Annotated in this window: 14 protein-coding genes; 11 read left to right on the top strand and 3 right to left on the bottom strand. The window is 70.0% G+C overall.

The window, feature by feature from the left end:
• Window positions 1–3 precede the first annotated feature (3 nt).
• The 6 genes from OIM89_RS05345 to OIM89_RS05320 all read left to right on the top strand — a co-directional run bounded on the left by OIM89_RS05345 (window position 4) and on the right by OIM89_RS05320 (window position 6,143).
• A complete protein-coding gene (locus OIM89_RS05345; protein ID WP_030698177.1) occupies window positions 4–795 on the top strand; it encodes an SDR family NAD(P)-dependent oxidoreductase in 792 nt (263 codons plus the stop codon).
• Window positions 796–863: 68 nt separating this feature from the next.
• Window positions 864–1,607: an ABC transporter ATP-binding protein gene (locus OIM89_RS05340; protein ID WP_264491036.1), complete on the top strand. Its 744-nt coding sequence runs from the start codon at window positions 864–866 to the stop codon at window positions 1,605–1,607.
• A gap of 22 nt (window positions 1,608–1,629) precedes the next feature.
• Window positions 1,630–4,188, top strand: a complete 2,559-nt coding sequence (locus OIM89_RS05335) for an ATP-binding protein (RefSeq protein WP_226964531.1) — start codon at window positions 1,630–1,632, stop codon at window positions 4,186–4,188.
• A gap of 29 nt (window positions 4,189–4,217) precedes the next feature.
• A complete protein-coding gene (locus OIM89_RS05330; protein WP_030698174.1) occupies window positions 4,218–4,913 on the top strand; it encodes a response regulator in 696 nt (231 codons plus the stop codon).
• Window positions 4,914–4,961: 48 nt separating this feature from the next.
• Window positions 4,962–5,369 (top strand): OB-fold nucleic acid binding domain-containing protein, encoded by a 408-nt coding sequence (locus tag OIM89_RS05325; protein WP_078858177.1) that lies wholly within the window; start codon window positions 4,962–4,964, stop codon window positions 5,367–5,369.
• Window positions 5,370–5,372: 3 nt separating this feature from the next.
• Window positions 5,373–6,143: a DUF3159 domain-containing protein gene (locus tag OIM89_RS05320; protein ID WP_217467153.1), complete on the top strand. Its 771-nt coding sequence runs from the start codon at window positions 5,373–5,375 to the stop codon at window positions 6,141–6,143.
• Window positions 6,144–6,216: 73 nt separating this feature from the next.
• On the opposite strand, the gene OIM89_RS05315 is transcribed toward OIM89_RS05320, so the two are convergent.
• Together OIM89_RS05315 and OIM89_RS05310 are read right to left on the bottom strand one after the other, a co-directional pair.
• Entirely contained in the window at window positions 6,217–6,930 is a 714-nt protein-coding gene (locus OIM89_RS05315; RefSeq protein WP_030698172.1) for a potassium channel family protein, read from the bottom strand.
• Window positions 6,927–7,598: a potassium channel family protein gene (locus OIM89_RS05310; RefSeq protein ID WP_003951351.1), complete on the bottom strand. Its 672-nt coding sequence runs from the start codon at window positions 7,596–7,598 to the stop codon at window positions 6,927–6,929. Before OIM89_RS05310 ends, OIM89_RS05315 begins: the two co-directional genes overlap by 4 nt.
• Between OIM89_RS05310 and OIM89_RS05305 the strand changes: the two genes are divergently transcribed.
• From OIM89_RS05305 to OIM89_RS05295, 3 genes are all read left to right on the top strand, one after another.
• On the top strand, window positions 7,591–7,740 hold the full coding sequence (locus tag OIM89_RS05305; protein ID WP_157877565.1) for a hypothetical protein: 150 nt from the start codon (window positions 7,591–7,593) through the stop codon (window positions 7,738–7,740). The genes OIM89_RS05310 and OIM89_RS05305 overlap by 8 nt on opposite strands.
• Window positions 7,741–8,074: 334 nt before the next feature.
• Entirely contained in the window at window positions 8,075–10,138 is a 2,064-nt protein-coding gene (locus OIM89_RS05300; protein WP_030698171.1) for an APC family permease, read from the top strand.
• A 101-nt stretch (window positions 10,139–10,239) separates the two neighbouring features.
• A complete protein-coding gene (locus OIM89_RS05295; protein WP_226964532.1) occupies window positions 10,240–11,577 on the top strand; it encodes a class I SAM-dependent RNA methyltransferase in 1,338 nt (445 codons plus the stop codon).
• A gap of 626 nt (window positions 11,578–12,203) precedes the next feature.
• Here the strand turns inward: OIM89_RS05295 and OIM89_RS05290 are convergent.
• Window positions 12,204–14,300, bottom strand: a complete 2,097-nt coding sequence (locus OIM89_RS05290; RefSeq protein WP_226964533.1) for a glycosyltransferase — start codon at window positions 14,298–14,300, stop codon at window positions 12,204–12,206.
• 404 nt (window positions 14,301–14,704) lie between these two features.
• On the opposite strand from OIM89_RS05290, the gene OIM89_RS05285 reads away from it, so the two are divergent.
• Together OIM89_RS05285 and OIM89_RS05280 are read left to right on the top strand one after the other, a co-directional pair.
• Window positions 14,705–16,837 carry a glycosyltransferase family 4 protein gene (locus OIM89_RS05285; RefSeq protein WP_226964534.1) on the top strand — a complete coding sequence of 711 codons (2,133 nt, stop codon included), beginning with the start codon at window positions 14,705–14,707 and terminating at the stop codon, window positions 16,835–16,837.
• A 591-nt stretch (window positions 16,838–17,428) separates the two neighbouring features.
• Window positions 17,429–21,499, top strand: a complete 4,071-nt coding sequence (locus OIM89_RS05280) for a LamG-like jellyroll fold domain-containing protein (protein WP_226965570.1) — start codon at window positions 17,429–17,431, stop codon at window positions 21,497–21,499.
• The last annotated feature ends 9 nt before the right edge of the window (window positions 21,500–21,508 follow it).

Genomic DNA, 21,508 nt, shown 5'->3' with positions numbered 1-21,508 from the left:
ACCATGAGCACCAGCGCACCCCTTCCCTCCGCCACGCCCGTCTCCCCCGACGAGTTCGCAGGCCGCACCGCCCTCGTCACCGGCGCCGCCTCCGGCATCGGCCTGGCCACCGCCCGCCGGCTCGGCCAGGGCGGCGCCCGCGTCGTCATCGCCGACTACAACGCCGAGGGCGCCGCCTCCGCCGCCGCCGCGCTCACCGACGAAGCCATCGAGGCGTCCGCCGTCACCGTCGACGTGACCGACCCCGCCTCCGTCGAGGCCGCCGTCCGCTTCGCCCAGGACACGTACGGCGCCCTCCACCTGGCCGTCAACAACGCCGGGATCGGCGGCGAGTCCGCCCCCACCGGCGACTACGACATCGACGTCTGGAACCGCGTCGTCCGCACCAACCTGGACGGCGTCTTCTACTCGATGCGGTACGAGATCCCGGCCCTGCTCGCGGCCGGCGGCGGCGCCATCGTCAACACCGCCTCCATCCTCGGCTCGGTCGGCTTCGCCGGCTCGCCCGCCTACGTCGCCGCCAAGCACGGCGTGGTCGGCCTGACCAAGACCGCCGCCACCGAGTACGCCGCCCAGGGCGTCCGGATCAACGCGGTCGGCCCCGGTTTCATCGACACCCCGCTCCTCCAGGGCATGGAGAAGGAGGCGTACGACGGCCTCGTCCAGCTCCACCCGGCGGGCCGGCTCGGCCGCTCCGAGGAGGTCGCCGAGGTCATCGCCTTCCTCCTCTCCGACCGCGCCTCCTTCGTGCACGGCAGCTACCACCTGGTCGACGGCGCCTACACCGCCCGCTGAACCCCTTGCCCGGCCGGGCGCCGCCCACCGATACTGGCGCCCGGCACGGCACGACGGGGGAGTGGCACATGGCGGGGCGGACAGCAGGGGGCGGCACGCTCACCGAGGACGCGGGCGCGGCGGCGGGAACCGGCGAGGAGCCGATGGTCAAGGTCCGCGGGCTGCGCCGCTCGTACGGCACCGGGGAGGGCGCCGTGCACGCGCTGCGCGGGGTCTCCTTCGACATCCCCCGCGGCCAGCTGGTCGCCCTCAAGGGCCGCTCCGGCTCCGGCAAGACCACCCTGCTCAACCTGGTCGGCGGCCTCGACGAGCCCGACGGCGGCTCCGTCGTCGTGGACGGGCGCGAGCTGAGCGGCCTCGGCGAGAAGGGGCTGCTGGAGCTGCGGCGCGACCGGATCGGCTTCATCTTCCAGTCGTTCGGCCTGATCCCCGTCCTGAGCGCCGCCGAGAACGTCGGCGTCCCGCTGCGGCTGCGCCGTACCGCCGCCGCCGAGCGGGAGGAGCGGGTCGCCCTGCTGCTCTCCCTGGTGGGCCTCGCCGACCACGCCCGCCAGCGCCCCGGCGAGCTCTCCGGCGGCCAGCAGCAGCGCGTGGCCGTGGCCCGCGCCCTCGCCAACCGCCCCGCCCTGCTCATCGCCGACGAGCCCACCGGCCAGCTCGACGCGGAGACCGGCCTCGCCGTCATGGAGCTGCTGCGCGCCGTGGTCCGCAGCGAGCGGGTCACCGCGCTGGTCGCCACCCACGACACCACCCTCCTCGGCCTCGCCGACCGCGTGCTGGAACTCTCGGACGGCGAGCTGACCGAGCAGTAGCGCGCTGGCGGACAATGGGCCCATGGGACGAGGCACACTGCGCATATACCTGGGCGCCGCACCGGGCGTCGGCAAGACCTACGCCATGCTCTCCGAGGCGCACCGGCGGGTCGAGCGCGGCACCGACTGCGTCATCGGCTTCGTCGCCCACCACGACCGGCCCCGCACCCTGGCCCTCCTCGAAGGGCTGGAGCTGATCGAGCCGCTGGGCGGCCCCGACGGCGACGGGGGGAGTCCGCAGACGCCCGAGATGGACGTCGAGGCGGTCCTCGCCCGGCGTCCCGCCGTCGCCCTGGTCGACGAGCTGGCCCACACCAACGCCCCCGGCGCCCGCAACGCCAAGCGCTGGCAGGACATCGAGGAGCTGCTGGCCGCCGGGATCTCGGTGATCTCCACCGTCAACATCCAGCACCTGGAGTCACTCGGCGACGTGGTCGAGGCGATAACCGGCGTACGGCAGCAGGAGACCGTCCCCGACGAGGTGGTCCGCCGCGCCGACCAGATCGAGCTGGTCGACATGTCGCCCCAGGCGCTCCGCCGCCGCCTCGCCCACGGCAACGTCTACCAGTCCGACAAGGTCGACGCCGCCCTCTCCAACTACTTCCGCCCCGGCAACCTCACCGCCCTGCGCGAACTGGCCCTGCTGTGGACCGCCGACCGGGCCGACGAGTACCTCCAGAAGTACCGGGGCGAGCACAACATCCGCTCCACCTGGCAGGCGCGCGAACGCATCGTCGTCGGCCTCACCGGCGGGCCCGAGGGCCGCACCCTGATCCGGCGCGCCGCGCGGATGGCCGCCAAGGGCTCCGGCAGCGAGATACTCGCCGTCTACATCGCCCGCCGCGACGGCGGCCTGACCACCGCCTCCCCCAAGGAGCTGGCCCTCCAGCGCACCCTGGTGGAGGACCTCGGCGGCACCTTCCACCACGTCATCGGCGACGACATCCCCTCCGCCCTGCTGGAGTTCGCCCGCGGTGTCAACGCCACCCAGATCGTCCTCGGCTCCTCCCGCCGCAAGAGCTGGCAGTACGTCTTCGGGCCCGGCGTCGGCGCGACGGTGGCCCGCGAGTCCACCCCCGACCTCGACGTGCACATCGTCACCCACGAGGAGGTCGGGCAGGGCCGCGGACTGCCCCTGGCCCGGGGCGCCCGGCTCGGCCGCTCGCGCATCCTGTGGGGCTGGTTCATCGCGGTCTGCGGGCCCGCCCTGCTCGCCATCGTGCTCGCCTCCTTGGACCACGGCCCGGGGCTCGCCAACGACGTGCTGCTCTTCCTCTCGCTGACCGTCGGCGCCGCCCTGGTCGGCGGGCTGCTCCCGGCGCTGGCCTCGGCCGCGCTCTGCTCGGCCCTGCTGAACTTCTACTTCACCCCGCCCACCCGCACCCTGACCATCTCCGACCCGGAGAACATCGTCGCCATCGTGATCTCGTTCGCGGTGGCCGTCTCCGTCGCCTCGGTGGTCGACCTCGCCGCCCGCCGCACCCACCAGGCGGCCCGGCTGCGCGCCGAGTCGGAGATCCTCTCCTTCCTCGCCGGCAGCGTGCTGCGCGGCGCCACCACGCTCGACGCCCTGCTGGAGCGGGTCCGGGAGACCTTCGCCATGGAGTCCGTCGCCCTGCTGGAGCGCGAGGACGACCGCACCCCCTGGACCTGCGCCGGCAGCGTCGGCCCCCGTCCGCTGGAGCGCCCCGAGGACGCCGACGTGGACATGCCGGTCGGCGACCACATGGCGCTCGCCCTCTGCGGCCGGGTGCTGCCCGCCGAGGACCGCCGGGTACTGGCCGCCTTCGCCGCCCAGGCCGCCGTCGTCCTGGACCGCCAGCGCCTCCAGGACGAGGCCGACCAGGCCCGCCGCCTCGCCGAGGGCAACCGCATCCGCACCGCCCTGCTCGCCGCCGTCAGCCACGACCTGCGCACCCCGCTCGCCACGATCAAGGCCTCGGTCACCTCGCTGCGCTCCGACGACGTGGCCTGGTCCGAGCAGGACGAGGCCGAACTGCTGGAGTCCATCGAGCACGGTGCCGACCGCCTCGACCACCTGGTCGGCAACCTCCTCGACATGTCCCGGCTCCAGACCGGCACCGTCACCCCGCTGATCCGCGAGATCGACCTCGACGAGGTGGTCCCGATGGCCCTCGGCGGCGTCCCCGAGGGCAGCGCTTACCTGGACATCCCCGAGACGCTCCCGATGGTCGCCGTCGACCCCGGCCTGCTGGAGCGCTCCGTCGCCAACGTCGTCGAGAACGCCGTCAAGTACGCGCCCGAGGGCGCCCCCGTCCTGGTCGCCGCGAGTGCCCTGGGCGACCGGGTGGAACTGCGCGTCATGGACCGCGGCCCCGGCGTGCCCGATGACGCCAAGGACCGCATCTTCGCCCCCTTCCAGCGGTACGGTGACGCTCCGCGCGGCGCGGGCGTGGGCCTCGGCCTCGCCGTCGCCCGGGGCTTCGCCGAGGCCATGGGCGGCACCCTCAACGCCGAGGACACCCCGGGCGGCGGCCTCACCATGGTCCTCACCCTGAGGGCGGTCACCGGCCCTCGCGCCGGGGCCCGTACCGTACTTCCCGCGCAGGTCACGTCATGACCCGCGACCGGACAGAAAGGCACCCCGAGATGACCCGGGTCCTCGTGGTCGACGACGAACCCCAGATCGTCCGTGCCCTGGAGCTGAACCTCCGGGCCCGCCAGTACGAGGTCGACTCCGCCGGCGACGGCACCACCGCGCTCCGGCTCGCCGCCGAGCGCCACCCCGACGTGATCGTCCTCGACCTCGGCCTGCCCGACATGGACGGCGTGGACGTCCTGCGCGGACTGCGCTCCTGGTCCCGCGTCCCGGTGCTGGTGCTCTCCGCCCGGCAGAGCTCCGACGAGAAGGTGCAGGCCCTCGACGCAGGGGCCGACGACTACGTCACCAAGCCGTTCGGCATGGACGAGCTGCTGGCCCGGCTGCGCGCCGCCGTCCGCCGCACCGAGCCCGCCGCCCCCGACGAGGAGGCCGAGGTGGTGGACGCCGCCGACTTCACCGTCGACCTCGCCGCCAAGCGCGTCCACCGCCAGGGCCGCGACGTGCGGCTCACCCCCACCGAGTGGCACCTGCTGGAGGTGCTGGTCCGCAACACCGGCCGCCTGGTCAGCCAGAAGCAGCTCCTCCAGGAGGTCTGGGGCCCCTCCTACGGCACCGAGTCCAACTACCTGCGGGTCTACATGGCCCAGCTCCGCCGCAAGCTGGAGACCGACCCGGCCCACCCGTGCCACTTCATCACCGAGCCCGGAATGGGATACCGGTTCGAGCGTCGCCCTCAGGGGTGATGACGGCGTGAACCGCGCCGGGCGCCCGTGCTTGGGTAGGCTGCATCCATGAGTGCAGCCCCGCGTCCCGAGAAGCCCGCCGGCCGGTTCCGGCGCATGCTGGACCGGCTCTCGGACATCTCCGCCCCCCAGGAGCGGCTGGAGTCCGACGAACTCCGCGAGGAGGCCGCGACCAGCGGCTGCGCCCGCATCGACACCTGCGGCGACCGGGAGATGGTCACCGTTACTGGTACCTTGCGGACGGTCACCCTCCGTCCCCGGGCGGGGGTGCCCGCGCTGGAGGCCGAGCTGTTCGACGGCACCGGCTCGCTCGACGTGGTCTGGCTCGGCCGGCGCTCCATCACCGGCATCGAACCGGGCCGCAAACTGATCGCCTCGGGCCGGGTCGCCATGAGCCACGGCCGCCGCACGCTGTTCAACCCGAAGTACGAACTGAGACCGCTCGGACGGGAGTGACCGGTGACGTCCATCGACAAGCCGACCGACCACCGGAGTGCGGCGCCCGACGCCGACGCCCCCCACAGCACCACCGACGCCGACGCCCGCGCCGTCACCGAGGCCGCCCTCTTCGAGGCGTTCGGCGGCGTGCGCGGCATGGTCGAGACGGTCCTGCCGGGCCTGCTCTTCGTGACCATCTACACGATCAACGCGGACCTGCACGTCTCCGCCATCGCGGCGCTCGCCGTCTCGCTGGTGCTGGGCGTCGCCCGGCTGGTGCGGCGGGACACCGTCAAGCACGCCTTCAGCGGCGTCTTCGGCGTCGCCTTCGGCGTGGTCTTCGCGATGATGACGGGCAACGCCAAGGACTTCTACCTGCCCGGCATGCTCTACACGCTGGGCCTCTCGCTCGCGTACATCCTCACCGCCGTCGCCGGCGTCCCCCTGATCGGCCTCATCCTCGGCCCGATCTTCAAGGAGAACCTCTCCTGGCGGACCCGCAACCCCGGCCGCAAGAAGGCGTACACCCGGGCCAGCTACGCCTGGGGCTTCATCCTGCTGGCCAAGTGCGCGATCCTCTTCCCGCTCTACTGGTGGGCCGACACCACGCAGCTCGGCTGGGTCCTGGTCTCGCTGAAGATCCCGCCGTTCCTGCTCGCCGTCTGGCTGACCTGGGTCTTCCTCGCCAAGGCGCCCGCGCCCATCGACGTGTTCGCCGAGATGGAGGCCGCCGAGGAGGCGGAGAAGGCCGCCAAGGCCGAGAAGGCGGCCAAGGAGCAGGGGGAGAGCTGACGCTCCCCGCCGTACGGCATGGCGAAGGGCCCGGAACCGATCGGTTCCGGGCCCTTCGCCATGCCGTACGGCGTCAGGTGTTCCGGGGGCCGTCCTGGCCTCCGGCGGCCGGGCGGTGGTCGGGGCCGTGGCGGGCGGACAGGAGTTCCTCCAGCCGCTCCTCCTGGGCCTGGGCCGCGACGAAGAGGAGTTCGTCGCCGGGCTCCAGCGCCTCCTCCGGGGAGGGGGTGAGAACCCGGGAGCCCCGGATGATGGTGACCAGCGAGGTGTCCTCGGGCCAGCGGACGTCGCCGACGCGGATGCCCGCGAGGGTCGACTCCGGCGGCAGCGTCAGCTCGACCAGGTTGGCGTCGCCCTGGCTGAACCGCAGCAGCCGGACCAGGTCGCCGACGCTGACGGCCTCCTCGACCAGGGCCGACATCAGGCGGGGCGTGGAGACGGCGACGTCGACGCCCCAGGACTCGTTGAAGAGCCACTCGTTCTTCGGGTTGTTGACCCGGGAGACGACGCGCGGAACCCCGTACTCCGTCTTGGCGAGCAGCGACACCACCAGGTTGACCTTGTCGTCCCCGGTCGCCGCGATCACCACGTGGCAGCGCTGGAGCGCGGCCTCGTCCAGCGAGGTGATCTCGCAGGCGTCGGCGAGCAGCCACTCGGCGCGCGGCACCCGCTCCACCGAGATCGCGCTCGGCGTCTTGTCGATCAGCAGGATCTCGTGGCCGTTCTCCAGCAGCTCACCGGCGATGGACCGGCCCACGGCCCCCGCCCCCGCAATGGCGACCCTCATCGCTGTCCGTCCTCCTCGGGCCCCTCGGCGAACGCCGCCTCGACCTCGGCGACATCCTCGGGACGCATCATCACGTGTACGAGGTCGCCCTCCTGGAGCACCGTCTGGGAGGTCGGCAGCATCGCCTCGCCCAGCCGGGTCAGGAACGCCACCCGCACCCCCGTCTCCTCCTGGAGCCGGCTGATCTTCTGGCCGATCCACACCGGGGAGGTGTACACCTCGGCGAGCTGCACGCCGCCCGTCGGGTCCCGCCACAGCGGCTCCGCGCCCGAGGGCAGCAGCCGGCGCAGCATCTGGTCGGCGGTCCAGCGGACGGTGGCCACGGTGGGGATGCCGAGCCGCTGGTAGACCTCGGCGCGGCGCGGGTCGTAGATGCGGGCGGCGACGTTCTCGATGCCGAAGGTCTCGCGGGCGACCCGGGCGGCGATGATGTTGGAGTTGTCGCCGCTGCTCACCGCGGCGAACGCGCCCGCCTCCTCGATCCCGGCCTCACGCAGCGTGTCCTGGTCGAAGCCGACCCCGGTGACCCGGCGCCCGCCGAACCCGGCGCCGAGACGCCGGAACGCGGTGGGGTCCTGGTCCACCACGGCGACCGTGTGCCCCTGCTGCTCCAGGGTCTGCGCCAGCGTGGAACCCACCCGGCCGCAGCCCATGATGACGATGTGCACCGATCCTTACCCCGCACTCCTGGTCTTCGGGCTGATCTGCGACAACACCCTGCTCACTCTTCTCCTCGGCCGGGCCGGGCGCGCCGTGCGGCCGCACCCGGATCGGGCCCGCGCCACGGCGGTGGGCCCGGCACGAGCTTAAGGGGACGGGGGCGCCCGCCGGGCCAGCGGGCCCGTGCCCCGCGGCGCCCCGGCCGACGCCGCGTCAAGGGGCCGTCAGGGTCACCGTCAAGAACGTGTGAGCGGCTCGTCAAGAAGCCGTCAAGGCGCGGCGTGGCACGCCCCGGGCGGCTGTGGCACGCCTCACGGCCGCCTCCGGCTCCGCCACGGACAAAAGGCCCGGAGTGTCAGGAGACGGGCGCGCGAAAAGGTGCGTAACGTCACCTTTCCGGCGGCCTCCGGAGCGGCCTTCCGACCCGCCGGGCGGGGCTCCGGCTGCGCGGTGGCGGCCTCGGGGAGCGCTTACGATCCCCGACGTGTCCAAACTGACCGACGTGCCCAAACGGCTCCTCATCGGGCGCGCACTGCCCAGCGACAAGCTGGGGGAGACCCTCCTCCCCAAGCGGATCGCCCTCCCCGTCTTCGCCTCCGACCCGCTCTCCTCGGTCGCCTACGCGCCCGGCGAGGTGCTGCTGATCCTCTCGCTGGCGGGCGCGTCGGCGTACCACTTCAGCCCCTGGATCGCGCTGGCGGTGGTGGTCCTGATGGCCACCGTGGTCACCTCCTACCGGCAGACCGTGCACGCCTACCCCAACGGTGGCGGCACCTACGAGGTGGCCAAGGCCAACCTGGGCCCGCGCGCGGGACGCACCGTCGCCAGCGCCCTCCTCGTCGACTACGTGCTGACGGTGGCCGTGTCGGTCTCGGCCGGCATCGAGAACCTCGGGTCGGCCATCCCCTTCGTCGTCGAGCACAAGACGCTCTGTGCGATCGCCGCCATCGCCCTGCTCTCGGTGATGAACCTGCGCGGCGTCCGGGAGTCGGGCACGCTCTTCGCCATCCCCACCTACGTCTTCGTCGGCGGCGTCTTCCTCATGCTGATCTGGGGCGGCGTACGCGGCCTGATCCTCGGCGAGTCCATGCCGGCGCCCACCGCCGGCTTCGAGATCAAGCCGGAACACCCCGGCCTCGCCGGTTTCGCCCTCGTCTTCCTGCTGCTGCGCGCCTTCTCCTCCGGCTGCGCCGCACTCACCGGCGTCGAGGCGATCAGCAACGGCGTCCCCGCCTTCCGCCGCCCCAAGAGCCGCAACGCCGCCACCACGCTGGCGCTGATGGGTCTGCTCGCCGCCACCATGTTCTGCGGCATCATCGCCCTGGCCCGCGAGACCGGCGTCCGCATGGCCGAGTACCCGGCGAAGGACCTGTACGACAACGGGGTGCCGGTCGGCCCCGACTACGTCCAGCAGCCGGTGATCACCCAGGTCGCCGCCGCGGTCTTCGGCGACGGCACCTTCCTCTTCGTCCTGCTCGCCGTCGCCACCGCGCTGGTCCTCTTCCTGGCGGCCAACACCGCCTTCAACGGCTTCCCGCTGCTCGGCTCGATCCTCGCCCGCGACTCGTACCTGCCGCGCCAGCTCCACACCCGCGGCGACCGCCTCGCCTTCTCCAACGGCATCATCCTTCTCTCCGGCGCCGCCGCCCTGCTGGTCGTCGTCTACGGCGCCGACTCCACCCGGCTCATCCAGCTGTACATCGTCGGCGTCTTCGTCTCCTTCACCCTCAGCCAGATCGGCATGGTCCGGCACTGGAACAAGGAGCTGCCCACCGAGGAGGACCCGCGCAAGCGCCTCCACATCCACCGGGTCCGCTCGATCAACGCCTTCGGCGCCGTCATCACCTGCCTGGTCCTGATCGTCGTCCTGGTGACCAAGTTCAGCCACGGTGCCTGGGTCGCCGTCCTCGGCATGGTCCTCTTCTACGCCGTCATGACCACCATCCGCCGCCACTACGACAAGGTGGCCGAGGAGATCGCGGCCCCCGCCGACGACCGCGAGGACGAGACCCTGCGCCCCTCGCGCATGCACTCGATCGTCCTCGTCTCCAAGCTCCACCGCCCCACCCTGCGGGCCCTCGCCTACGCCAGGCTGATGCGCGCCGACAGCCTGGAGGCGCTCACCATCAACGTCGACGCCGAGGACACCCGCGCCCTGCGCGAGGAGTGGGAACGCCGGGGCATCGAGGTCCCCCTGAAGATCATCAACTCCCCGTACCGCGAGATCACCCGCCCGGTCATCGAGTACGTCAAGCGCCTGCGCAAGGAGCACCCGCGCGACGTGGTCAGCCTGATCATCCCGGAGTACGTGGTCGGCCACTGGTACGAGCACCTGCTGCACAACCAGTCCGCGCTGCGGCTCAAGGGACGCCTCCACTTCACCCCCGGCGTCATGGTCACCTCCGTCCCCTACCAGCTGGAATCCTCCGAGGCGGCCAAGGTCCGAGCCCGCCGCCGCGCCAACTGGTCCGCCCCCGGCGACGTCCGCCGCGGCCCCGTGGAGAAGAAGGGCACCGGCGGCCGCAGGGAGGGCGAGCGCCGCCCGTGACGGCGGGCCGCCCGGCGCCCGTACACTGGGAGGTTGCGGCTGCGGCCGGCCGCCGCAACCTCGTACCCCTCGCTCTCCCCTTCCTTTGGAGTCACCCCCTCATGCCGCAAGAACCGCAGACGTCACCGGGGTCGCTGGTCGGGGAGGAGTACGAGGTCGAGGTCGGCCCCGTCGCCCACGGCGGGCACTGCGTCGCCCGCACCGAGGCCGGACGCGTCCTCTTCGTCCGCCACACCCTGCCCGGCGAGCGCGTCGTCGCCCGGGTCACCCACGGCGACGAGACCTCCCGCTTCCTGCGCGCCGACGCCGTCGAGATCCTCGACGCCTCCAAGGACCGCGTCCCGGCCCCCTGCCCGTACGCCGGCCCCGGCCGCTGCGGCGGCTGCGACTGGCAGCACGCCAAGCCCGGCGCCCAGCGCCGCCTCAAGGGCGAGGTCATCGCCGAGCAGCTCCAGCACCTGGCCGGGCTCACCCCCGAGCAGGCCGGCTGGGACGGCACCGTCGCCCCCGCCCCCGGCGACAAGCTCCCGGCCGGCGAGGTCCCGGCCTGGCGCACCCGCGTCCAGTACGCGATCGACGCCGACGGCCGCGCCGGACTGCGCCGCCACCGCTCGCACGAGGTCGAGCCGATCGAGCACTGCATGATCGCCGCCGAGGGCGTCAGCGAACTCGGCATCGAGCAGCGCGACTGGAGCGGCATGGAGTCGGTCGAGGCCATCGCCGCCTCCGGCTCCGGCGACCGCCAGGTCGTCCTCACCCCGCGCCCCGGCGCCCGCCTCCCCCTGGTCGAGCTGGACCGCCCGGTCTCCGTCCTCCGTGTCGACGAGCGCGACGGCGGCGTCCACCGCGTCCACGGCCGCGCCTTCGTCCGCGAACGCGCCGACGACCACACCTGGCGCGTCGGCAACGGCGGCTTCTGGCAGGTCCACCCCAAGGCCGCCGACACCCTCGTCGAGGCCGTCATGCAGGGCCTCCTCCCGCGCAAGGGCGACACCGCCCTCGACCTCTACTGCGGCGTCGGCCTCTTCGCCGGCGCCCTCGCCGACCGCGTCGGCGACAAGGGCGCCGTCCTCGGCATCGAGGTCACCAAACGCGCCGTCGAGGACGCCCGCCACAACCTCAAGGACTTCGACCGCGTCCGCATCGAACAGGGCAAGGTCGAACAGGTCCTCCCCCGCACCGGCATCACCGAGACCGACCTCATCGTCCTCGACCCCCCGAGGGCAGGCGCCGGCAAGCAGACGGTGGCCCGGCTGTGCACGCTGGGGGCGAGGCGGATCGCGTACGTGGCTTGCGATCCGGCGGCACTGGCACGGGACTTGGGGTACTTCCGGGAGGGCGGGTACCGGGTGCGGGTGATGCGGGCGTTCGATCTGTTTCCGATGACAGCGCACGTGGAGTGCGTGGCAATTCTCGAGCCTGTCCAGAAGGGGCTCTGACCTGCGGTTTTATCGGGTTTCTCAAGTGTGCTCGGCGGTGCTCGACCTGTTCTTCGAAGTTCACCGCGTGGAGCCTGTTGCAGGTGATCGCCTCGCGGCTCACCTGCGGTTTCACGATGGGAGCGTGAGTCCCTAACGCTCTGCTCCACTCCGTCAGGGGCAACTTCAAGGAATGTCTTGACGCTCGTCCGACGCTGTTCCTGACGGAACGTGAGGTGGTCGTGCTGGGACCGGATGGCGCGGGCCGAACGACCTTTCGGGCTGCGCCCGTCGAGTAGCACGTCAGGTCTATTCACTGGACTTGAGCTATACGGCGACAGGTCTCAGATCGACGTGTGCTGATTGCGCTGGCCTCGTTTCCCTGTGTCGCAGGGAGTGCCGAGGTACGTGGAGGCGGGAATGAGCACGGGGGATGCGGTGCGTCGAACGGCCCTGGTGTAGCAGGAAACTGCGTCCGTCGATGTGCTCTTCTCCAGGGAGGGCATTCCAGAGGGAGCCGTCGTACCGGGGGACCGACGTCACGTGGGGCCCGGCGTCGCGTCTGCCGCCGACTCTGCTGAGCAATGGAACGCTGGCGAGGAGAACGCATTCTCCCAACAACGGCTGACAGGCTGTTCTCGGCGTGTTCACGAGGCAGCCGCTCCGTCTGCGGAGCCGTCAGCGGCGGAGGCCGCCGGAAGAGTGCGGGTGCTGAGTGCGAGGTTGTTGTCGACTGTGTAGTAGGGGCGCAGGCGCACCGTGGAGTCGGGAAAGCAGCACTCTACGGCGGGCAGCAGGTCTGTGGTCTTTCGGTCGGAGCTGTCGGACCCGATGCGGGCCAGGGTGGCGGTTTGACCGGGGGCCAAGCGCAGGCCGAGGTCCCAGATCGTCTGTTCCTCACCGCTTGCGTGGTGGGCGTCCAGCAGGTGCTGAGGGGGGAGAGTGGCGCGCCAGACGCCGTCCGGTGACAGGGAAGCCGGGTACTCGAGCGCAGCTCCGGCGACGGGTTCGCGTGGAGTCGCCGTCAGGATGGCGCCGGGCTGTGTGGGCACGGAGCCCTGGAGCTGGCCGCTGAGGGACAGGCTGTCCTGCACGAGGTCCAGGCGGGCGACTTCCGCGTGGGAGCTGCGCTGCCAGGTGCGGATGCTGAGGTTGCCCTTGTCGGTGGTGTAGGGAATCCAGGAGGTGATGTGACCGCGGGAAGAGAGTGGAGGCAGGGGGACGAGGGCGGCGCTCTCCACGAGACCGGCCGCGACGCGACGGACTTCTCCGCCCGGACCCCTGACACACACGTCCCAGCGCCCTTCGCCCAGAGTCTGGACGTCGCGGAGCACGGTTGCGCGGCCTTCGCGGTCAGTCGGCAGGGTGAGCGCGGTCTGCCCCTTCGTTCCACGCTTGCGTAGAACGAAGTTGTGGTGGCCTGCTGGGGCGCCGTGGAGATCGAGGGTGAGATGGAGGTCGCCCTCGCTCGACATTTGGACGCGTGCGCGCGGCTGCCACGGTGTGGTCTCGGCGGCCGGCGGACGCGTCGCCGGCTCGGCGCGGCGGAAGAGAGCGGTGAACCGCGTGATGCGGGCGCCTTTCGCGACGGGGCGCAACTGCCGGAAGAGTTCCAGATAGCGGTGCGCCATGCGCTCGGGCGCGTACTGAGTTGCCTTCGTTCGGGCATTGTCGGCTAGTTCCGCCCGCAGGTCCTCGTCCTCCATGAGTGTGGCGAGGGCGTCGGCGTAGCCGGCCGTACCGGCGTCCAGCGGAACGAGCAGTCCGTCTTTGCCATGTTCGATGATCTCGCCGGGCCCGTGGGGGCAGTCGGTGGCGACCACCGGGACCCCGCAGTGCATGGCCTCGACGATGGTCATGCCGAAGGACTCCCCGTCCGAGGACACGGCGGCTATCGCGCCCTTGGCCCATTCCGGCTCTATGGGGGAGACCGCGCCCATGAGGCGGACCTGGTTGTGGAGGCCCAGTTCCTCCAGGCGTCTCGTCAGGGCCTGCTTCTGCTTCCCCCGCCCGTATATGCGTAGCTGCCAGTCGGGGAAGCGCGGGGCGAGTTTCGCGAACGCGTCCAGCAGTCGGTCGTAGCGTTTGATCTCCACCAGGCGCCCGGCCGCGACGATCGTTCTGGAGTCTCCGCGAGAGGGTTCGACATCGGTGGTGGGAACGCCGTTGGGTATGCACAGGATGCGGGTGCTGATGCCGGGGAGCGCCGTGCGGTAGCGGGCGGCGTCACCCTCTGAGACGGTGACGAACGCGTCCAGCCGTACCAGGGCTTGGTTCTGGTCCTCACGCAACTGGTCGGTGTGCATGTCGAAGGTGAGGTGTTCCTGTCCGACGCGCAGGTAACGCTGATCGCCGTACCGCGCCAGGTAGCCGTTCAGGATGGGGCGCGTGGCGATGACGGCTTCCGCGTCGGTGGTCCCGAGGAACTCCCGGACCTTGTCGTCCGTCAGTGCGCTCGGCGCCATGGTTCCGAAGGCGACGCCCTGGTCCTCGAACATCTCCGTCGGTTCGCCGGCACGTCGGTGGCCGCCGTCCCAGGTGGGGGAGGTCTCGCGCCAGTCCAGTAGAGCGCGCAGCTGAACCGCTGGGTGCGTGGGCAGTTGGGGGAGGTCTGAGGGACGGTGAACCGATACGACGCTCACCTCGTGCCGGCCGGAGGCTGCGAGCGCGGAAGCCAGGTTCAGCGTTGAGCGGATGGTGCCGCCTATGCCGTAGGCGTTGTAGATCAGGAAGGCGATGCGCATCTGGGTCCTTCTGGTCGTGCGCTCCGGCCGGGAAGCGCCTCGTCCCCTGTCACCCGCCCCTTCCTCCACGGAAGGCCCAAGTGGTGGTCTCGGGATTGCCACCAAGGGTGACCGTGGAGGTTGGGCGATGGTTGTGGTCACACCGCGAACGAAGTGATCACATTGTGGTTACATAGGATTTCCTTCGACGGTGCTGATCGGCCAGACTGCTCGCGCGGCTCAGAGCGGGATTCACGGCCGTGGTGGGGCCGGGGGACGGGCCCTTCGTTCAGAAGTTCTCGGTGGTCTCACCGCATACGAAGCCCGGCCTGAGTCCCTGCCGTCGAGCAGCTGGGCCGACACCGGCTGAGCGTCGTTGAGGACCGCGACCACACCCCGTACGGGTGGGGTACAGGAAGGCACATGTGAAGATCGCGTTTCTCATCAACAACGCCTACGGCATCGGCGGCACGATCCGAGCCGTGGTGAACCTCTCGGGGGCGCTCGCTGCCACGCATGAGGTTGAGGTGGTCAGCGTCCACAGGGTTCAGGACGAGCCCTCGCTCCCCCTCGACGGGCGGGTGACCCTCACCTCGCTGATCGACATGCGGAGGGAATCGGTCTCAAGCGAGCGGGACCACCCCTCGCTGCGGCAGCCGAGCGTCATGTTCCGCTATCCGGACGCGATCGAGCGGCCGGGCCGGATCAGCTACTCCGCCCTGCACGACGAGCGCATCGAAGGCTGGCTCTGCCGGACCGATGCCGACGTTGTGATCGCCACTCGCCCCGACCTGAACGGCTATCTCGTCCGCTACGGCCGCAGCAGTTACGTGCGCATCGGACAGGAACATTTGAGCCGTGCCCATCTCAGTCCGGCGGTCAGGGAACACCAGAACCGGGCCGTGCGCGAGCTGGACGCCTTCGTGACGGTGTCGGAGGCCGATGCGGCGGACTACCGCGCCGCGAACCCGGATGCCCGTGCGCGCATCCTGTGCATCCCTAACGGCGTTCCACAACCGGCGGTCGAGCCGTCAACGCTCGACTCGAACGTCATTGTCGCCGCAGGCCGACTCGTGGGCGTCAAGCGCTACGACCGGCTCATCGACGCCTTCGCTCTCCTGGCGAGTGATCACCCCGCATGGTCCTTGCGCATCTACGGCGGTGGAACGTCGGAGACAAAGCTGCGACGACGCATCAAGCGGCTCGGGCTGTACGACCGTGTGTTCCTGATGGGCCCGGTCTCGCCGATCGAGACGGAGTGGGCCAAGGGGGCGATCGCAGCAGTCTCCTCGGACTTCGAATCCTTCGGAATGACCATCGTCGAGGCCATGCACTGCGGGGTGCCGGTCGTCGCCACCGACTGTCCGCACGGGCCGGCCGAAATCATCCATCACGGGGACGACGGCCTCCTGGTCCCCTTGGAGGACGGCGTCGAGGGCTACGCTCGCGCGCTGGACCGGCTGATGAGCGACGCGGACCTGCGGTCGAGCATGGGAAAAGTCGCTCTGCAGACGGCCGCGGCCTACGCTCCGCACAACGTCGTCCACCACTACGAATCCCTCTTCCGGCAACTTTCCCACACACACCGCGCCTCCCAGCCGGCGAAGCCCAAGGCGCCCCTGTGGTCCCGTCTGCGTACCGCGCTGTCTGCTCGCGCCGAGGTCCCTGTCGCTGTGAAGGCCGCCAAGGCCCCGCGGCCGAAGAAGCCACGGCCGACGGCCCGCGCCAAGGCCACACCGGACGGGGGTGTCAGCGTGAGCCTGGAAAGGGCAACGCTTCCCGCGGGACCACTCGACTTCGTCGCCCGTCTGCGCCATGGCCCCGAGCAGCGGGAGATCCGCATACCCGTCCCGTTGCCGGACGCGGACGCGGGTGGGGGACTGAGCGAGATCGTCTTGCACCCGGACGAGCACGATCTGACCGAGGGGCGCTGGAACTGCTACATAAGTTCCCCGGGATCCGACAGCAAGCCGAAGCGATTGCTTTGCGCCATGTCCGAGCAGGCACGGCTGGTTGGGCGCATGCCGGCCCTCCGTGAGGGCCGGGTCACCGCGTGGATTCCCTATGCCGCAGCCGACGGCACTCTGGCTGTCCGCTCGTGGCAGCGTCCGGCTCACGCCGAGGTGACGGGCTGGACGGTGGACCCGGAAGGAGCGGTCATCACCGCACGTCTGCTGGCGGAAGGAGCCGTGAGGCTGCTCGAGGAGGCGACCGTCATCGCCGCCTCCCGCGAGGACGCGAAGTGCGACTTCACTCTCCCCGCGCACCGATTCAGCCCCAATGAGGCGGAGTTCACCTTCACGATCCCCTTCGAGCAGGCTCTCGCGTTGCGCAGCGTCGAGCATGACGTGTGGGATCTGCGGTTGAGCACGGGCGAAAGGCGCCCTCTCATTCCCATCGGCCGTATCGGAGGCGACCTCATCGACCGGAAGAGGATAGACACCGTTCCCGCAGTCCGCCTGAACCACCCCGACCGAGGCCTGACCAGGACAAGGCCCTTCTACACCGTCGGCAACGACCTCGCCCTCAGCCTCCGCGACGCCGAAATCGAAGCCTGACGGGAGAGAAGCCGCAGGGTCGGCGCGGGCACTGAAGGCGAACAGGAACCAGTGTCGAGCTGCCGGCTCCGGCGGGCCGGCACGGTCTCCGGGTGGGCCTGCCAGCTGTACGAGGCCGACCCTGTGCCTGAAGCGAACTCTCCCGATCCTGAATCGGGTTGGCCGGATTTCACCTGTGGGCGACTTCGGGAGAGTGCAGGCCGACCTCAAGGGGGTCACTGTTGTGATGATGATCACTCTCGATATGTCCGGTCTGTTCTCTGACGGGGCATAGTCAAGGGCTAGCAAAGAACCTCGTTGGCACATACAGTCACCACCTGATTCCTCCTTCATGGAATCTTCATCAACGTGTGCATCTTGGGGTGGGGTATGCGTCTGCGTGCGCGTTCGCATGTGACAGTGGCACTTGTGCCGCTGCTGGCACTGGCGTTGGCCGCGCCGGCAGGTGCGGCTGAGGGGGGAGCGCCGCGGGCGGACCGAGCCACCGCCAAGGGGGCGGACGCGCCACAGCAGCCGTCGTCCGGTGAGGCCGGGGCTGATGACGCCTTGGCTCGCGCCAAGCGCACCGGTGAGCCGGTCGAGGTGTTGACCATGCGCAGTGAAAGCGCGGACGTCTTCGCTCAGCCTGATGGCTCACTCGAGGCGCGGGAGTACCTTCGCCCCGTCAGGACGCGCGTCGGCGACGAATGGAAATCCGTCGACACGGAGCTGGTCAGGACCACGGACGGTGGAGTCGCCCCCAAGGCGGTCACCAACAGAACCGTCTTCTCCGGCGGAGGTGACGGGCCCATGGTCCGTCTTTCGAAGGCGGGGCGTGAGCTCTCCTTCGACTGGCCCGGCAAGCTTCCCGAGCCCACGCTCTCAGGTGACACCGCCACCTACGCCGATGTCCTCCCGGACGTCGACCTCCGGCTGACGGCATCAGCCGACGGCTACCAGTCACTGGTGGTGGTGAAGACCCCTGAGGCGGCACAGGACGAACGCCTGGCGAAGCTGCGACTCGGCCTTGACGCGACCGGTCTCGATGTCTCCGAGACCGAAGCAGGCGGACTGGCCGCAACTGATGCGGGTTCAGGCGGCACAGTCTTCGAAGCGGCCACCCCGGTGATGTGGGATTCCAGCGAAGGGCCGCAGGAGGGGAGCCCCTCGTCCCGGGCTGCGACGTCCGAAGCGCCCCCGGAGCGCGGGGAGCCCGGTGCAGGTGACTCCGGCCGTCTCGCGCCAGTGGGAGTGGAGGTCGGTTCGGACGGTGAGGAACTGCTGCTCACGCCGGACGCCGAGGTGCTGAAGGGCGAGGAGACGGTCTACCCGGTCTTCATCGACCCCCAGTGGTACTCGCCGCGCGCGAGCGCCTGGACCATGGCCTCCAAGTACTGGTCCGGCTCCCCGCAGTGGAAGTTCAACGGCAAGAAGGACGAGGGCCTGGGCTACTGCGGCTGGGACTACTGCGCACCCCACGACACGAAGCGGCTCTTCTACCGCATCCCCGTGTCGAAGTTCGCAGGCAAGTCCATCCTCTCCGCCGAGTTCGTGGTGAGGAACACCTGGTCCGCCTCGTGCGACAAGAGGTCTGTGGAGCTTTGGCAGACGAAGGACATCTCGTCCTCGACCACCTGGAACTCCCAGAACGCGTCCGGTTTCTGGACGAAGCAACTGGCGTCGGAGAGCTTCGCCCACGGCCACACGAACTGCTCCGCCAAGGACGCCGAGTTCAACGTCAAGTCGGCGGTCCAGTCGGCGGCCAACGCCAAGAACTCCACGATGACGTTCGGCCTGCGGGCCGGCAGCGAGTCCGACAAGTACGGCTGGAAGCGCTTCTCCGACAAGGCGTTCCTGCGGGTGAAGTACAACCGCCCGCCGCCGCAGGTGAAGATGTCGCAGCTGGCTGCACAGTTCGGCGGTGCCTGCAAGAAGCCGGGGAGCGCGGCACGCGTGCGCACTCTGGGCCAGATCTACGCCAAGAACATCACTGATCCCGACGGCGACAATGTCTCCGTGCAGTTCCAGGCCAAGTGGGACACTGGTGACGGGAAGGGGCTCATCGCGCGGTGGTCGCCGGCACGGACGTCCGCGAAGAAGTCCGGATCGAACGTCTTCGCGATCAAGCTGCCGTCCAACATCCCGCCCAATACCCAGGTCCACTGGTACGTCCGCGCGCACGACGGCGCGCAGTACTCGCCCTGGTCCCACGCCGGCGATGCCACAGGCTGCTACTTCGTCTATGACACGGACTGGCCGAAGGCGCCCACCGTCACCTCGCCGGAGTATCCGGAGTCCGATCCTGAGAACCCTGACGACGCGCCCCACGACGGCGTGGGGCAGTACGGCCACTTCACCATCAAGGCTGTGGACAACGATGTGGTGAAGTACTGGTACGGCATCAACCAGGACCCGTCGGCGAAGAACACCCTGACAACGTCGAAGGGCGCCGCGCAGGTGGCGAAGGTTCTTCCCGCAGAGCCAGGCACCCACTTCTTCACCGCCATGGGCTTCGATGCCGCGGGCAACGACGGCGAGAAGCGGACCTATTTGTTCCGGGTGAAATCCGGACAGCCGGAGCGCGCCACCTGGCAGATGGACGAGGTCCAGGGCGCTGAAGCCGCCGAGGGAACGACGCCTGACCGACTGCTCTCAGTACACGGTGAACCGGAGTTCGGTGCGGAGGGCGCCAAGGGTGCCGCGCTGAGCTTCGACGGGGTCGACGACTACGCGCAGTCGGACATCTCGGTGGTTGACACCGACCGTGGGTTCACAGTCTCGGCCTGGGTGAAGCTGTCGAAGACGCCGACCGGCACCGCGACGGTGGCCATGCAGCCGGGCAACAACCGGCCGGGCTTCGAGCTGTACTACTCATCCGCGTACGAGCGATGGATCTTCAACCAGTACGAATCGGACTCGCCCGACGCCAAGATTGTCCGCGCGATGGCCCCGCAGGCAGGCGGGGTGAAGGTGGGGGAGTGGCAGCACCTGGTCGGCTCGTACAACGGGTCGGAGCGCTTCATCGAACTGTACGTCGACGGGCAGCAGGTCGGGCAGGCTGACCTGCCGTCCGCCTGGAACGCCCGCCGGGGCCTCGTGCTGGGAGCCGCTTCGCACAGCGGCAAGGTGGGCAACTTCCTTCCCGGCGCGATCGACGAGGTCCAGATCTTTGACAAGCGGATCACCGCCAACGAGGTGGCCAAGCTCGGGCGCCACGAGCGTGTCGGCGATCCGGGTCGCCCCGCGACGGCCGTCTTCGAGATGGAAGACACGGCGGACTCGGTGGCGACCGTGAAGGGCCTGCGCGGCTACGGCGGTGTTCTGCCGGCCGACTACCACGGCGGGGTCACCACGGGCGTCGAAGGCGTGGCGGGCAAGGCGGCCCGGTTCAACGGAACAGACGCCTACGGCAAGGTGGGAAAGATCAGCGGCCCTCATGTGAACACGTCCCGCAGCTTCGCGGTGATGGCGTGGGCCAAGATGGACAAGACGAAGCCGACTAAAGCGGCGATCATCGCGGCCCAGGCCGGCCGCGAGCGTCCCGGTTTCGAGCTGTACTACTCCCAGACGTACGACCGGTGGGCGTTCAACCAGTACTCCGCCGACTCGGCTGACGCCAAGGTCATCCGGGCCATGCAGCCCGCCAACGAGAAAGCCGCGTCAGACACCTGGGTTCATCTCGCGGGAGTCCACGACGTGGTCGCCGGCACCCTGACGCTCTACGTCAACGGCGTGAAGGCGGGCAGTACCGCACTCGATGGCGCCTTCTACGCCGACCAGTCCATGTTCCTCGGCGCGGGACAGTACGGCAGCTCCGTTGGAAACCACTTCCCGGGCTTCATCGACGACGTTCGCCTCTTCGATCGCCCAGTCTCCGCCGAGGAGGTCCAGCAGGTCTTCAAACAGCGGCCCGTGGTAAAGGCGCGATGGAAATTCGAGGAGACGACGGGTACTTCCCAGGTCACTACGCCGGATGATGCGGGCTCGGGTAACTCCTTGACGCTCCACGAAGGGGCTGCCATGACCACGGACGCCTACTTCATCGACAGCGCTGCCCTCTCTCTTGACGGCAAGAAGGCGCATGCCTCCACGGACAAGGTCCCGGTGGACAGTTCCGCGAGCTTCACCGTCGCGACCTGGGTACAGGCATCCGCTCTCAACGACAAGCCTCTCAGTCTCCTCCAACTGGAGGGGACGAAGAACAGCGCCCTCGGGGTGCGATTCGTTCCGGACAGCCGTGGCCCGGACGAGGGCCCGGGCCGATGGGAACTGGCAGTGGCCGAAACCGACAGCGCCGACAGCACGAAAGTCACAGCGAGTCACGGAGAGTTCTCCGATGCGCGGGAGTGGACCCACCTTGCTGTGGCCTACGACGGGTTCTCCCGCACCGTCAGCCTCTACGTCGACGGCCGCCTCGACGAGACCGTCTGCCAGGACGGCGATGGGGACGGATCTGCCGACGACGGGACCTGTGTGGAGAACGTCTCCTGGGCTGAGGAAGCCTTCGCCCACACCGCCAAACGCCTCACCATCGGCCGCCCCGAGTTGGGAGCTACTGACGAGGGCCACTTCCCGGGCGTCGTCGACGACCTCTGGGTATTCCAGGGCGCCCTCAGCGAGCGGCAGGTGGAGACCCTGGCCGTGAGCGTGTTCGGCTTGCCGACCGAAGTTCCCCAGGGCTGACCCCTCCGC

Source organism: Streptomyces sp. BI87 (assembly GCF_025957665.1).
In the GTDB taxonomy this organism is placed as follows: Bacteria; Actinomycetota; Actinomycetes; order Streptomycetales; family Streptomycetaceae; genus Streptomyces; species Streptomyces albidoflavus.
Note: the sequence above shows the minus strand (reverse complement) of the source record. Positions and strands in the feature narration are given on the sequence as shown.